This is a genomic window from Streptomyces sp. NPDC021019 (assembly GCF_044333295.1).
GTDB lineage: Bacteria > Actinomycetota > Actinomycetes > Streptomycetales > Streptomycetaceae > Streptomyces.
In genome coordinates, this window is the sequence record NZ_JBIRQR010000010.1 from 63,706 (window position 1) to 78,739 (window position 15,034).

A 15,034-nucleotide genomic window follows, 5' to 3' on the forward strand; every position below is an offset into this window, starting at 1 on the left:
CGAACGCGTGCGCGATCGTGCATCCTGTCATGCGCTTGTCATTCTTGGCTCCGGGGGCCGTCGCGGATCGACCGCGGCCCCCGGGCGGCTACTGCCGTACCGGGGGCCGCGGACCATATGAGGGATCCCGAGATCCCGTGCGAAGGGGGCGTCGCGGAAAGTCGGGACCTACTGGCCCGCGTACTTCTCGCTCACCGCGCGGTAGATGCCCTCGGCCTCCTTGCCGAGCCGGGGCCCGGCCAGCCAGCCCGCGGTGACGGGGCCGATCGAGGTGTTCGAGACCAGGGCCGGCTTGCCGTCCTGCCCGGCCGCGACCCAGCCACCCCCGGAGGAACCGCCGGTCATCGTGCAGCCGACGCGGTACATCGTGGGCTGGTCCTGGAAGACGGAGAGCCGCCCCGGCTTGTCCTCGCACTGGAGCAGCTTCTGACCGTCGAACGGCGGCGCGGCCGGGTAACCCGTGGCCGTCATGGCGTCGATCTCCGCCACGGCGGGAGCGTCGAACTCGACCGGCAGCGCCGAACCGACCGTCTCCTCAAGCGACTTGCCGCCCGCGCCCTTCTCCGGCGTCACGTGCAGCACCGCGAAGTCGTACGGGGCGCCCTGGCCGCCGACGGCCGCGCCCTCGGCGATCCACTGCTCGGAGGTCTGGGCCCACTGGCCCCACCACACACCGTAAGGAGCGATCTTCTCCTTGGGCGCGGTCTCCAGCTCGGCCAGCGACAGGCCGTCGTTGTTGTACGCCGGGACGAAGGCGATGTTGCGGTACCAACCGCCCTTCTTACCCGCGTGCACGCAGTGCCCGGCGGTCCACACCATGTTGGACTTGCCGGGGTTCGCCGGGTCCTTCACCACGGTCGCGGAACAGACCATCGAGCCCTGCGGGCCGTCGAAGAGCAGCTTCCCGGACTCGGGGGCGTTGTCGTGGTACGGCGTCGCGACTCCGGCGGCCTGGACCGGGGCCGGCGTCGGGTCCGTCACGCCGTCGTCGCCCGAGATGTCGTTGTCGACCGGGTTCTCCGGGGGCTTGTCGGCCTCCCGCATCCGGTCCGGGTCCCACAGGCCGTCGATGATCGGGTTGACGAAGTCCTTGGCCTCACGCAGCCACTTGTCCTTGTCCCAGTTCTTCCACTCCCCGTCCCGCCACTTGTCGGGGTCGATCCCGTGCTCCTTGAGACGGTTCTTGAGGTCGTCCGGGATGACGACCTTGCCGTCGGACGACTGGTCGGCCGAGGCGCTGGGCGTACCGCCCGCGTTGTCCTCCTCCGGACCGCACGCCGTGGCGGTGAGCGCCAGTACGGCGGCGACGGCGGTCGCGGCGAACGCGGTGGAGGGCATGCGCCGTGCGCGCCTCCCACGACGTGCGGTATCGGTCGGGCGAATGGGTCGCATCTCGTGATCCCCCTGGGACTTCGTCACTCGGTACTCGTGCGGCGTTGCGGACACTTCGGGCGCCGGAGCAGGTGCTTCCGCGCCGCTGTGCGGCCCCCACTATGCCGGTGCCGATGGTGACGGTACGCGGCAGGTCCGCGGTTCCGTCGCCGCGAGGATGCTCCGATTCACCCGTGATCCATCGCGGACGGCGTCGTTGGTACGTACGGGGGACACCAGGACAGCGTTCACGCCCTCGGTGCGTCCACGCGAAAACGTACCGACGTGCAACGCAACTGTTACCGCAGGAGGATCAAGAGCCGTGTCCGTGACCGAACCCGCACCGGTGGCGCCGCCGCCCTCCGCACACGAGGGGATTCTCCGCCGCCAGACCCTTCGCGAATCGGCCGCCCGCACCTACGCGCGGTCCCTGCCGATCGTCCCGGTGCGCGCCCGCGGACTCACCATCGAGGGCGCGGACGGACGCCGCTACCTCGACTGTCTGTCGGGCGCCGGCACACTGGCCCTCGGGCACAACCACCCCGTCGTGCTCGAAGCCATCCGGAAGGTCATCGACTCCGGCGCTCCCCTGCACGTGCTGGACCTCGCCACCCCGGTCAAGGACGCCTTCACCACCGAGCTGTTCTCCACCCTGCCGCGGGAGTTCGCCGACAACGCCCGCATCCAGTTCTGCGGCCCCGCCGGCACCGACGCCGTCGAGGCCGCGTTCAAACTGGTCCGTGCCGCGACCGGGCGCACCGGCCTGCTGACCTTCACCGGCGCCTACCACGGCATGACCGCCGGGGCTCTGGAGGCCTCCGGCGGCGCCACCGACGTACGGGTGACCCGGCTGCCCTTCCCACAGGACTACCGCTGCCCGTTCGGGACGGGCGGCGAGCACGGCGCGGCGCTCGCCGCCCGCTGGACCGAACACCTGCTGGACGACCGCAAGGGCGGGGTCCCGGCCCCCGCGGGAATGATCGTGGAGCCGGTCCAGGGCGAGGGCGGCGTCAATCCCGCCCCCGACTCCTGGCTCCGCCGCATGCGCCGGATCACCGCGGACCGCTCCATCCCCCTCATCGCCGACGAGGTGCAGACCGGGGTCGGCAGGACCGGCGCCTTCTGGGCCGTCGAGCACAGCGGCATCGTCCCCGACGTCATGGTCCTCTCCAAGGCGATCGGCGGCTCCCTGCCCCTCGCCGTGATCGTCTACCGCGCTGAACTGGATCTTTGGCAGCCGGGTGCCCACGCGGGTACGTTTCGTGGCAACCAGCTCGCCATGGCGGCGGGCGCGGCCACGCTCGCGTACGTCAGGGAGAACCAACTGGCGGACCGCGCTGCGGTCCTGGGGGCCCGGATGCTCGCCCGTCTGAGGGAGCTGCGGGCACACCACCCGGGAATCGGTGACGTACGGGGGCGTGGACTGATGATCGGCATGGAGCTGGTGGATCCCGAACGCGCGCCCCTGCCCGCCGAGGCGGGCGACGACCACCCCGCCCCGCCGCCCGACCCGGTGCTCGCCCTCGCCGTCCAGCAGGAATGTCTGCGGCGCGGCCTCATCGTCGAACTGGGCGGCCGCCACGACGCCGTGGTCCGCCTCCTGCCGCCCCTCACCCTCACCGACGAGCAGGCCAGTGCCGTCGTCGACCGTCTCGCCGACGCGCTGGCAGCCGCGACTCGCTCCCCGCACCGTCGGACCATCGCCGGGCCGACCACCTGAACCCGGAATCCCCACAAGGAAGAACGTCGTGAACCCCACCCCCGCGTCCGAGGCCGACGGCTACGGCACCCCCCAGCACCGAGGGCAGGACGGACCGACCGCCCCCGGCACGGTCGAGGCGACGACCGTGCCCCGCCAGAAATCCCCGCGCCATCCCGACCCCGCCGCTTACCCGCCCGGTCCGGACCTCCGCGCCCGGGCGGGCCGGGCCCCGGGCCCCGACGCCCTCGACGACCCGGACCCCCTGCGGGCCGCCGACGCGGCGGGCACGGAGAGCCTCCTGCGGTGCTGGACCCGGGAGAGCGACCTGCCCCGCCCCGACGACGACACCCTGCGCATCGCCTTCCCCGCCAGCGGCACCGCCCTGCTCGTCCCCGTCCACTACTGGTCCGCCACCGGGGCCCACCGCTTCGGCGCACCCGTCCTGGAGAACGCCCCCGCCGGTGCCCCGCACGCCGACGCCGCCACCGTCGCCGTCCTCATCGGCCGTGAGGGCGGCGAGAGCGGCGCGGGCGATCTGGTCGCCCGGGTCGCCGACTCCGTACGCCACACCGCCGGCTTCATCGACCAGCGCCGGCGCAACCCGGCGGACCCCGCCGAGGCGGACCTGTTCCTCACCGCCGAACAGTCCCTGCTGCTCGGCCACCCCCTCCACCCCACGCCCAAGAGCCGCGAGGGCCTCTCCGAGTCGGAGTCCCGTCGCTATTCGCCCGAGCTCCACGGGTCCTTCCCGCTCCACTGGTTCGCCGTCGACCGGGCGTTGATCGCCACCGACTCCGCCTGGACCGAGGGCGGCCCGGCCACCGCCGAGGAGTTGCTCGCCCCGCACGCCGAAGGGCTGAGCCTGCCCCCCGGCACCGTCGCCCTCCCCGTGCACCCCTGGCAGGCCGGCGATCTGCTCCACCGCCCCCAGGTCCGCGCCCTCGCCGACACCGGCCTGCTCCACGACCTCGGCCCCCACGGCGAGCACTGGCACCCCACCTCCTCCATCCGCACCGTGCACCGCCCCGGCGCACGGGTGATGCTCAAGCTCTCCCTCGGCGTACGCATCACCAACTCACGCCGGGAGAACCTCCGCAAGGAGCTGCACCGGGGCGTCGAGGTCCACCGCCTCCTGTCGACCGGACTCGCCGAGCGCTGGCAGCGGGAGCACCCCGGCTTCGACGTCGTCCGGGACCCCGCCTGGCTCGCCGTCGACGACCCCGAGGGCACCCCCGTCATGGGGCTCGACGTCATGCTCCGCCACAACCCCTTCGGCCCGGGCGACGACGCCGCCTGCATCGCGGGGCTCACCGCGCAACGTCCCCGGCCCGGCCGGCCCGGCATGCGCTCCCGGCTCGCCGAGGTCGTCTCCGGCCTGGCCGCCCGCACCGGCCGCGGCGCCAACGCCGTCTCCACCGAATGGTTCCGCCGCTATCTGCACCACGTCGTGCGCCCCGTCCTCTGGCTCGACGCCCACGGCGGAGTCGCCCTCGAAGCCCACCAGCAGAACACCCTCGTCCTCCTCGACCCGGACGGCTGGCCCGTCGGCGGCCGCTACCGGGACAACCAGGGTTACTACTTCCGAGACTCCCGCCGCGACGAGCTGGAACAGCGGCTCCCCGGCATCGGCGCCGTCAGCGACACGTTCGTCCCCGACCCGGTCACCGACGAACGGTTCGCCTACTACCTCGGCATCAACAACGTCCTCGGCCTGATCGGGGCGTTCGGCGCCCAGCGCCTGGGCGACGAACAGGAACTCCTCACCGTCCTGCGCCGATTCCTCACCGAGACCGCGGAACTGGGCTCGCCCCTGCCCGCGTATCTCCTGGAGAACCGCGAACTGCGCTGCAAGGCCAACCTGCTGACCCGACTCCACGGCCTCGACGAGCTGGTCGGGCCGGTCGACACCCAGTCCGTGTACGTCACCATCGCCAACCCGCTGCACAGCTGAGCGCCGACCGCCCCGGGCAGACTCCGACCGCACCCGATCCGGAGACGCCCACCGACCGCACCCGGTCCAGAGAGGAGAGCGCCACCGTGCCTCCCGCCGAACCCTCAGAGGAATCCGACGCCGTACCGGCCGACCACGGCTCCGCCGAACGGTCCGGCACCGAACGTTCCGGCAGCCGCGCGGACGGCAGCACCGGCGTCGAGGACACCCTCGACCTGGAGCTCACCGAGGAGCTCCTCGCCCTGATCGCCGAGGAGCGCAGTACCGGCGCGGTACGGACCCGGGTCACCCACGAGCTGCTGGGCGACCCGGGGGCCTGGCCGCCCGCGACCACGACGGCGGGAGAGTTCGCCCTGCTCCCCGTCCGGCCGGAGCGTGATCTCGCGGTCGTCAGCCGCTGGATGAACGATCCTGCCGTGGCGGCGTTCTGGGAGCTCGCCGGACCCGAGTCCGTCACCGCCGACCACCTCGGATCCCAGCTCGAAGGGGACGGACGCAGCATCCCGTGCCTGGGCGTGCTCGACTCCACACCCATGAGCTACTGGGAGATCTACCGCGCCGACCTCGACCCCCTGGCCCGCCACTACCCCGCCCGCCCGCACGACACCGGCGTCCACCTCCTCATCGGGGGCGTGAACAACCGTGGCCGGGGCGTGGGCACCGCCTTGCTCCGCGCCGTCGCCGACCTCGTCCTGGACAACCTTCCGCGGTGCGGTCGGGTCGTCGCCGAGCCGGACCTGCGCAACACTCCCTCCGTATCCGCGTTCCTCAGCGCCGGATTCCGCTTCTCCGCCGAAGTGGATCTCCCCGACAAACGCGCCGCGCTGATGATCCGCGACCGAACGTACCGAGCTCAGCTGTGACTTACGCGCCGCACTTTCCACACCGCTCGAACCACACAGGTTCCATCCGGAGGAGTCCCCGTGCCGATATATCCCGCGAGCCGTGAATCAGCCGAGTCCCCGCGGCTGTTCAGCCCTCCGGAGCTGAACCGACCGATCTGGGACCGGGCCGCCGCACGGCTCCTCGCCAAGATGCTCGGCGAGTTCGCCTACGAGAAGATCATCGAGCCCGTCCCGGAGCCCGGGGCCGGCGGGCGCCACCGGCTGACCCTCGACGACGGGGAAGCGCTCGCCTTCGCCGCCCGGCGCGGCGTCTACGGCAGTTGGCGCGTCGACCCCGACTCGATCGAGGTCACGACGGGACCGTCGGCCGCCCACGCCAACGGCTCCCCCCTCGCCCCGAGCGTCGGGGCACGGTCCAACGGCTCGGCACCCGGCACCCGGCCGTTCCGCGACCCGCTGACGTTCCTCACCCGGGCCCGGGGCCTCCTCGGCCTCGACGGCACGACGCTGGGCCACCTCATCCGCGAGCTGACCCGGACGCTCTCCGCCGACGCCCGGCTCGACCACACCGCGCTCACCGCGGACCGGCTCGCCGCCCTGGACTACGCGGAGCTGGAAGGCCACCAGACCGGCCACCCCTGGCTGGTCGCGAGCAAGGGGCGGCTCGGCTTCTCCGCCGCCGACGCCGCCCGTTTCACGCCCGAGACCCGCAACCCGCTCCGGCTGCCGTGGATCGCGGTCAGCACCCGCATCGCGCAGTACCGGGGCGTGGGCCGCGTCGGCACCCCCGAACAGCTGTACGCCGGCGAGCTCGACCACGACGTCCGGGACGCCTTCGCCGAGGTGCTGCGGGCCGGGGGGCACGACCCGCGGGACTATCTCTACCTCCCCGTACACCCCTGGCAGTGGGACGAGTGGATCGTGCCGCTCTTCGCCCCGGCCATCGCCGACGGCGACATCGTGGCCCTGCACACCGACGGGGACGCACGCCTCCCGCAGCAGTCCATCCGCACGTTCGCGAACGTGGAACGGCCCGAGCGGCACACCGTGAAGCTTCCGCTCTCCATACTCAACACCCTGGTCTGGCGCGGCCTGCCGACCGAGCGGACCCTCGCCGCCCCCGCGGTCACCGCGTGGGTCCAGGGGCTGTGCGAGGACGACCCGTTCCTGCGCGACGCCTGTCGGGTCGTCCTCCTCGGCGAGGTCGCCTCCGTCGCCGTCGAGCACCCGCTGTACGACCACCTCCCCGAAGCGCCCTACCAGTACAAGGAGATCCTCGGCGCGATCTGGCGGGAGCCCTTGCCGCCCCGCCTCGCCCCGGGCGAGAAGGCCCGCACGCTCGCCTCCCTCCTCCATACGGATCCGGTGGGCCGCGCCTTCACCGCGGAGCTGGTCGGGCGCTCCGGCCTCTCCCCGGACGCCTGGCTGAAGCGGCTCTTCGCCGCGCTCCTGCCGCCCCTGCTGCACTTCCTCTACCGCTACGGAACCGTCTTCTCCCCGCACGGCGAGAACGCCATCGTCGTGTTCGACGAGGAGGACGTGCCCGTACGGCTCGCCATCAAGGACTTCGTCGACGACGTCAACGTCAGCGCCCACCCGCTGCCCGAGCACGCCGGCATGCCCGACGAGGTGCGCGCGGTCCTCCTCACCGAGGAGCCGTCCTTCCTCACCCAATTCATCCACTCCGGTCTCTTCGTGGGCGTCTTCCGCTATCTGTCCCCCCTGTGCGAGGAGCAGCTCGGCGTCTCCGAGGACGCGTTCTGGTCACTCGTCCGGGCGGAGATAGTCCGCCACCACGCCCGTTTCCCGGAGCTGAAGGAACGGTTCGAGCTGTTCGACATGCTCACCCCCGAGATCGAGCGCCTCTGCCTGAACCGCAACCGCCTGCTCGTCGACGGCTACCGGGACCGTGCCAGCCGGCCGCACGCGGCGATCCACGGCACGGTCCCCAACCCGTTGCACCCCTCCGCCCGCGTCCGGGAGTGATCGCTGCTGTCAGTGGTGCGTCGTAGGGTGGTCGGGCTATGACGAAGCCATCCCTCCCCGAGCTCCTGCACGCCGCCGTCACCGCCGTCGGCGGTACGGAAAGGCCCGGCCAGGTCACCATGGCCGAGGCCGTCGCCGAGGCCGTCGACGACCAATCCCACCTGCTCGTCCAGGCCGGCACCGGTACGGGCAAGTCGCTCGGCTATCTGGTGCCGGCCCTGGCGCACGGGGAGCGGGTCGTCGTGGCCACGGCGACCCTCGCCCTCCAGCGGCAGCTGGTGGAGCGGGACCTGCCTCGTACGGTCGAGTCCCTGCATCCGCTGCTGCGTCGCCGCCCGCAGTTCGCCATGCTCAAGGGCCGGTCGAACTACCTCTGCCTGCACCGGCTCCACGAAGGGGTTCCGCAGGACGAGGAGGAGGGGTTGTTCGACCAGTTCGAGGCGGCGGCCCCGTCCAGCAAGCTCGGCCAGGACCTGATGCGGCTGCGGGACTGGTCGGACGAGACGGAGACGGGCGACCGGGACGATCTGACCCCCGGCGTCTCGGACCGGGCCTGGGCGCAGATCTCGGTCTCCTCGCGCGAGTGCCTGGGCGCGACGAAGTGCGCGTACGGCGCGGAGTGCTTCGCGGAGGCGGCCCGCGAGCGCGCGAAGCTCGCGGACGTGGTTGTCACCAACCACGCGCTGCTCGCGATCGACGCCATCGAGGGCGCGCCGGTGCTGCCGTCGCATGAGGTGCTGATCGTCGACGAGGCCCATGAGCTGGTCTCCCGGGTCACCGGCGTCGCCACCGGCGAGCTCACCCCCGCCCAGGTCAACCGCGCGGTCCGCCGGGCGGCGAAGCTGGTCAACGAGAAGGCCGCCGACGCCCTCCAGACCGCCGCCGAGGGCTTCGAACGGGTGATGGAGCTGGCGCTCCCGGGGCGCCTGGAGGAGGTGCCCGAGGACCTCGGGTACGCGCTGATGGCGCTGCGCGACGCGGCACGCACGGTGATCTCCGCCATCGGCGCCACCCGGGACAAGTCGGTCGAGGACGAGAACGCCGTCCGCAAGCAGGCCCTGGCCTCGGTCGAGTCGATCCACGGCGTCGCCGAGCGCATCACCCAGGGCTCCGAGTACGACGTCGTCTGGTACGAGCAGCACGACCGGTTCGGAGCCTCCGTCCGGGTCGCCCCGCTCTCCGTCTCCGGGCTGCTGCGCGAGAAGCTCTTCGCCGAGCGATCCGTGGTGCTGACCTCGGCCACCCTCAAGCTCGGCGGAGATTTCAACGGGGTGGGCGCGTCCCTCGGGCTGGCCCCCGAGGGCACGGCGGGGGAGGACGTCCCCCAGTGGAAGGGGCTGGACGTCGGCTCCCCGTTCGACTACCCGAAGCAGGGCATCCTCTACGTCGCCCGGCATCTGAACACTCCGGGGCGCGAGGGATCGCGTACGGACATGCTGGACGAGCTCGCCGAGCTGGTGGAGGCGGCCGGCGGCCGCACGCTGGGGCTGTTCTCCTCCATGCGGGGAGCCAAGGCGGCGGCCGAGGAGCTGCGGGGGCGGATGGACAGGCCGATCCTGCTCCAGGGTGAGGAGACGCTCGGCGAGCTGATCAAGAACTTCGCCGCCGACCCGGAGACCTGCCTCTTCGGCACGCTGTCGCTCTGGCAGGGCGTGGACGTCCCAGGAGCGAGCTGTCAGCTGGTGGTCATGGACCGGATTCCGTTCCCCCGGCCCGACGATCCGCTCATGAGCGCACGGCAGAAGGCGGTCGAGGAGGCGGGCGGCAACGGCTTCATGGCGGTGGCGGCGACGCACGCCGCGCTGCTGATGGCCCAGGGCGCGGGCCGACTGGTCCGGGCCACGGGCGACAAGGGCGTTGTCGCCGTGCTGGACCCCAGGCTCGCGAACGCACGGTACGGAAGCTATCTGCGCGCCTCGCTGCCGGACTTCTGGTACACCACCGACCGGAACCAGGCACGCCGCTCACTGGCCGCCATCGACGCACAGGCCAAGGCGGACGGGGCCTGATCCGCCGGGGAATCGCCCGGCCGCCCGACGGGGCCGGCCGGGCATGGCAAAGCCCCGGGACCGACGTCATGATCGACGTCCTAGGTAGGGATCCCGGGGCGGGCAGCCGTGACCGACGCGGTCCTCAGACCCGGCGCAGCACCGCCACCACCTTGCCCAGGATGGTCGCCTCGTCGCCGGGGATCGGCTGGTACGCGGCGTTGTGAGGGAGCAGCCATACGTGACCGTCCTCCCGGCGGAAGCGCTTGACGGTCGCCTCGCCGTCGAGCATGGCGGCGACGATGTCCCCGTTCTCCGCGACGGGCTGGCGGCGGACGGTGACCCAGTCGCCGTCACAGATCGCGGCCTCGATCATCGAGTCGCCGACGACCTTCAGGACGAACAGCTCACCGTCGCCGACGAGCTGGCGGGGGAGCGGGAAGACATCCTCGACGGACTCCTCCGCGAGGATCGGTCCGCCGGCGGCGATCCGGCCCACCAGCGGTACGTAGGACGCGGCGGGCTTGCCGGTCGTGTCGGTCGGCTGGGTGCTGGGCTGGTCCGATCCGCGCACCTCGTAGGCGCGGGGCCGGTGCGGGTCCCGGCGGAGGAAGCCCTTGCGCTCCAGCGCCATCAGCTGATGGGCGACGGACGAGGTGCTTGACAGGCCCACCGCCTGACCGATCTCCCGCATGGAGGGCGGGTATCCCCGCCGTTGCACGGAGTCGCGGATGACCTCGATGACCCGCCGTTGCCGGTCCGTGAGCCCCGAGCTGTCCGCCCGGATGCCGGGGGGCCTGCCGGGCATGGACCGTCCCGGGCGCGCGGGCTCGGGCCCGTCCGTGGTCGTGACTGAGTCATTCATGGCATGCACCGGCTCAAGTCGGCTCTGGGAGCGATGGTCCCGGGCGGTGATGGTGGCACTGTCTGCGGTGGTGGTCACGTCGGCCCCTCTCGAATGTTCTCCCTAGCTGGACAACGGTAGTAGCTTTCGAAAGGTTGCGCCAAACACACGTTCGAGTGAAAAACGAATAAAGGGGTGCCACGGTGCTACCGACAGGTGTATGAGCGACAGAATATAGGCCGCGTGCACGCTCGGCCGAGGCCCCTCGCGGCCCCCCGCCCGAGTCTTTCATCCGCACCTGTGCGCCGGAGCCCCGACGGCCCGGCGGCCCGGCGTCTCCCGTACTCTCTTCTCTGGCCCACGCTCCCCCCGAGCGGCCTCCGAGCGAGGTCCGGTGCGCGACACGCGATGGGGCCGAAAACGCGACTCAACCCTAGATCTAGTGGTTGGATTGCTCCAGTCACCCAGAAGTTGTGGTCGCGGTTCGATCGCGCCGTGGTCATCGCCTATGCTGGGGACTGCTTCCAAGGGCCCGGACAAGGCCCTGAAGAGGCTATTCAGTCGTGCGTGTGAGGGAGGGTTGGGAGCCATGCACTGCCCCTTCTGCAGGCACCCCGACAGCAGGGTCGTCGACAGTCGCACCACCGACGACGGGACGTCGATCCGTCGCCGTCGGCAGTGCCCCGACTGTTCCCGCCGTTTCACCACGGTGGAGACCTGCTCACTGATGGTGGTCAAGCGCAGCGGCGTGACCGAGCCCTTCAGCCGTACCAAGGTCATCTCCGGTGTCCGCAAGGCATGCCAGGGGCGACCCGTCACGGAGGACGCCCTCGCCAAGCTCGGCCAGCGGGTCGAGGAGGCGGTGCGCGCCACCGGCAGCGCCGAGCTGACCACCCACGACGTGGGGCTGGCCATCCTCGGCCCGCTGCAGGAACTCGACCTCGTCGCGTACCTGCGCTTCGCGTCCGTCTACCGGGCGTTCGATTCCCTGGAAGACTTCGAGGCCGCCATCGTGGAACTGCGTACGCAGCGGCCTTCCGCAGAGGACCGTGGGAGCGGAGAGACCCTTGAGGTCCCCGCGCCCGCCATTGCCGCCGACTGAGCGGTACCCGCCCGGGACGCCCGTGCCCGCAGACGTGATGACTGCGGACGGGCGGCAGGGCGACATGAGATGTGCTTCCGGCTGCCGCGTGCGGCTTCCGGAGCATCGGACACACATTGTGCCTGGGAAGATCTGGGCACTTCAGGGCGTTTTCGCCCACATATGGGAGGCGGCATGACAGAGACGGCGAGCGGCCCGGCACGAGGTTCCCGCACCAAGGGCGCCAAGGCGAGCAAGGGTCTGCGTATCGAGCGCATCCACACCAACCCCGGCGTGCACCCGTACGACGAGGTGGCGTGGGAGCGCCGTGACGTCGTCATGACCAATTGGCGCGACGGCTCGATCAACTTCGAGCAGCGTGGCGTCGAGTTCCCCGACTTCTGGTCGGTGAACGCGGTCAACATCGTCACCAGCAAGTACTTCCGCGGAGCTGTCGGCACGCCGCAGCGCGAGACCGGTCTGAAGCAGCTGATCGACCGGATCGTGAAGACGTACCGCAAGGCCGGTGAGGAGAACAACTACTTCGCCTCTCCCGCGGACGCCGAGATCTTCGAGCACGAGCTGGCGTACGCCCTCCTGCACCAGGTCTTCAGCTTCAACTCCCCGGTCTGGTTCAACGTCGGCACGCCCCAGCCGCAGCAGGTCTCCGCCTGCTTCATCCTGGCCGTCGACGACTCCATGGAGTCGATCCTCGACTGGTACAAGGAAGAGGGCATGATCTTCAAGGGCGGCTCCGGCGCCGGCCTGAACCTTTCCCGTATCCGCTCCTCCAAGGAGCTCCTCTCCTCCGGCGGCAACGCCTCGGGACCGGTCTCGTTCATGCGCGGCGCGGACGCCTCCGCCGGAACGATCAAGTCGGGCGGCGCCACCCGCCGCGCGGCCAAGATGGTCATCCTCGACGTCGACCACCCCGACATCGAGAACTTCATCGAGACCAAGGTCAAGGAGGAGGAGAAGATCCGCGCCCTGCGCGACGCGGGCTTCGACATGGACCTGGGCGGCGACGACATCACGTCCGTCCAGTACCAGAACGCCAACAACTCGGTCCGGGTGAACGACGAGTTCATGAAGGCCGTCGAGGCGGGCGGCAAGTTCGGGCTGCGCGCCCGGATGACCGGCGAGGTCATCGAAGAGGTCGAGGCCAAGTCCCTCTTCCGCAAGATGGCCGAGGCCGCCTGGGCGTGCGCCGACCCGGGCATCCAGTACGACGACACCATCAACGCCTGGCACACCTGCCCGGAGTCCGGCCGGATCAACGGCTCGAACCCGTGCAGCGAGTACATGCACCTGGACAACACCTCGTGCAACCTCGCCTCGCTCAACCTGATGAAGTTCCTCAAGGACGACGGCCTGGGTCACCAGTCCTTCGAGTCCGAGCGCTTCGCCAAGGTCGTCGAGCTGGTCATCACCGCGATGGACATCTCGATCTGCTTCGCGGACTTCCCCACGCAGAAGATCGGCGAGAACACCCGCGCCTACCGTCAGCTGGGCATCGGCTACGCCAACCTCGGCGCCCTGCTGATGGCGACCGGTCACGCGTACGACAGCGACGGCGGCCGCGCGCTGGCCGGCGCCATCACCTCGCTGATGACCGGCACCTCCTACCGCCGCTCCGCCGAACTGGCCGCGGTCGTCGGCCCGTACGACGGCTACGCCCGTAACGCCGAGCCGCACCAGCGGGTCATGAAGCAGCACTCCGACGCCAACGCCAAGGCCGTCCACGTCGACGACCTCGACTCGCCGGTCTGGGCCGCCGCGACGGAGGCCTGGCAGGACGTGATCCGGCTCGGAGCGAAGAACGGCTTCCGCAACGCGCAGGCCTCGGTCATCGCGCCCACCGGCACCATCGGTCTCGCGATGTCCTGCGACACCACCGGTCTGGAGCCCGACCTCGCCCTGGTCAAGTTCAAGAAGCTGGTCGGCGGCGGCTCGATGCAGATCGTCAACGGCACGGTGCCGCAGGCGCTGCGCCGCCTCGGCTACCAGCCCGAGCAGATCGAGGCGATCGTCGCCCACATCGCCGACCACGGCAACGTGGTCGACGCCCCCGCCCTGAAGGCCGAGCACTACAGCGTCTTCGACTGTGCGATGGGCGAGCGCTCCATCTCCGCGATGGGCCACGTCCGGATGATGGCGGCCATCCAGCCGTGGATCTCCGGCGCGCTCTCCAAGACGGTGAACCTCCCCGAGACGGCCACCGTCGAGGACGTCGAGGAGGTCTACTTCGAGGCGTGGAAGCTGGGCGTCAAGGCCCTCGCGATCTACCGCGACAACTGCAAGGTCGGTCAGCCCCTCTCCGCCAAGACCAAGGACAAGGAGAAGGAAGAGGTCACCGCGAAGGCCGAGGAGACCATCCGCACGGCGGTCGAGAAGGTCGTCGAGTACCGCCCGGTACGCAAGCGCCTCCCGAAGGGCCGCCCCGGCATCACCACCTCCTTCACGGTGGGCGGCGCCGAGGGTTACATGACCGCCAACTCCTACCCGGACGACGGTCTCGGCGAGGTCTTCCTGAAGATGTCCAAGCAGGGTTCGACCCTCGCGGGCATGATGGACGCCTTCTCCATCGCCGTCTCGGTCGGTCTGCAGTACGGCGTCCCGCTGGAGACGTACGTCTCGAAGTTCACCAACATGCGCTTCGAGCCGGCCGGCATGACGGACGACCCGGACGTGCGGATGGCGCAGTCGATCGTCGACTACATCTTCCGACGCCTGGCGCTCGACTTCCTGCCCTTCGAGACCCGCTCGGCCCTCGGCATCCACTCCGCCGAGGAGCGCCAGCGCCACCTGGACACCGGCAGTTACGAGCCTTCGTTCGAGGCGGACGGCCTGGACGGGGACGACCTGGCCCAGCCGGCCCCGGTCCGTACCGAGCCCCTGAAGGTGGTGGCGGCTCCCGAGGAGTCCGCCGTGAAGCCCGCTCCGAAGACGGCGCACACCTCGGCCGAACTGGTCGAGATGCAGCTGGGTATCAGCGCCGACGCCCCGCTCTGCTTCTCCTGCGGTACGAAGATGCAGCGTGCCGGCTCCTGCTACATCTGCGAGGGCTGCGGCTCGACCAGCGGCTGCAGCTGAAGATGAGCTGGGTTGCGTCGGACGCGACATCCGACGCAACCCGCACATGTAGCTGACCAGCAGCTCACGAAGGGGACCGGCCACCGCCGGTCCCCTTTGCTGTACCGCTGACCAGGGCGGCGTGACCAAGACAACGATGTTGCGTTGGGTGCGACATGAGTCGAGCCTTCAAC

Annotated in this window: 9 protein-coding genes; 7 read left to right on the forward strand and 2 right to left on the reverse strand. The window is 70.8% G+C overall.

Annotation, left to right across the window (positions count from 1 at the left end; genetic code table 11):
* Positions 1 to 168 precede the first annotated feature (168 nt).
* Positions 169 to 1,338: a trypsin-like serine peptidase gene (locus ACH4RG_RS34300; protein WP_397925347.1), complete on the reverse strand. Its 1,170-nt coding sequence runs from the start codon at positions 1,336 to 1,338 to the stop codon at positions 169 to 171.
* Between the two features lie 355 nt (positions 1,339 to 1,693).
* Here ACH4RG_RS34300 and ACH4RG_RS34305 point away from each other — a divergent pair, with 355 nt between their 5' ends.
* From ACH4RG_RS34305 to ACH4RG_RS34325, 5 genes are all read left to right on the forward strand, one after another.
* Positions 1,694 to 3,091 (forward strand): diaminobutyrate--2-oxoglutarate transaminase family protein, encoded by a 1,398-nt coding sequence (locus ACH4RG_RS34305; protein WP_398540735.1) that lies wholly within the window; start codon positions 1,694 to 1,696, stop codon positions 3,089 to 3,091.
* 28 nt (positions 3,092 to 3,119) lie between these two features.
* Positions 3,120 to 5,024, forward strand: a complete 1,905-nt coding sequence (locus tag ACH4RG_RS34310; protein ID WP_398540736.1) for an IucA/IucC family protein — start codon at positions 3,120 to 3,122, stop codon at positions 5,022 to 5,024.
* 86 nt (positions 5,025 to 5,110) lie between these two features.
* Positions 5,111 to 5,887 (forward strand): GNAT family N-acetyltransferase, encoded by a 777-nt coding sequence (locus tag ACH4RG_RS34315; protein WP_398540737.1) that lies wholly within the window; start codon positions 5,111 to 5,113, stop codon positions 5,885 to 5,887.
* Between the two features lie 60 nt (positions 5,888 to 5,947).
* Positions 5,948 to 7,855: an IucA/IucC family protein gene (locus ACH4RG_RS34320; RefSeq protein ID WP_398540738.1), complete on the forward strand. Its 1,908-nt coding sequence runs from the start codon at positions 5,948 to 5,950 to the stop codon at positions 7,853 to 7,855.
* 38 nt (positions 7,856 to 7,893) lie between these two features.
* Positions 7,894 to 9,864 (forward strand): ATP-dependent DNA helicase, encoded by a 1,971-nt coding sequence (locus ACH4RG_RS34325; protein ID WP_398163442.1) that lies wholly within the window; start codon positions 7,894 to 7,896, stop codon positions 9,862 to 9,864.
* Positions 9,865 to 9,988: 124 nt separating this feature from the next.
* On the opposite strand, the gene lexA is transcribed toward ACH4RG_RS34325, so the two are convergent.
* A complete protein-coding gene (gene lexA / locus ACH4RG_RS34330; RefSeq protein WP_069743322.1) occupies positions 9,989 to 10,786 on the reverse strand; it encodes a transcriptional repressor LexA in 798 nt (265 codons plus the stop codon).
* Between the two features lie 490 nt (positions 10,787 to 11,276).
* On the opposite strand from lexA, the gene nrdR reads away from it, so the two are divergent.
* Both nrdR and ACH4RG_RS34340 read left to right on the forward strand, forming a co-directional pair.
* Positions 11,277 to 11,789 (forward strand): transcriptional regulator NrdR, encoded by a 513-nt coding sequence (nrdR, locus tag ACH4RG_RS34335; protein ID WP_018962021.1) that lies wholly within the window; start codon positions 11,277 to 11,279, stop codon positions 11,787 to 11,789.
* Positions 11,790 to 11,963: 174 nt separating this feature from the next.
* Positions 11,964 to 14,861 carry a vitamin B12-dependent ribonucleotide reductase gene (locus ACH4RG_RS34340; protein WP_397925354.1) on the forward strand — a complete coding sequence of 966 codons (2,898 nt, stop codon included), beginning with the start codon at positions 11,964 to 11,966 and terminating at the stop codon, positions 14,859 to 14,861.
* Positions 14,862 to 15,034 lie beyond the last annotated feature (173 nt).

Coding starts and splice junctions, on each gene's coding strand:
- ACH4RG_RS34300 (WP_397925347.1), bottom strand. CDS start 1,338: ATGCCCTCCACCGCGTTCGCCGCGACCGCCGTCGCCGCCGTACTGGCG.
- ACH4RG_RS34325 (WP_398163442.1), top strand. CDS start 7,894: ATGACGAAGCCATCCCTCCCCGAGCTCCTGCACGCCGCCGTCACCGCC.
- nrdR (WP_018962021.1), top strand. CDS start 11,277: ATGCACTGCCCCTTCTGCAGGCACCCCGACAGCAGGGTCGTCGACAGT.
- ACH4RG_RS34340 (WP_397925354.1), top strand. CDS start 11,964: ATGACAGAGACGGCGAGCGGCCCGGCACGAGGTTCCCGCACCAAGGGC.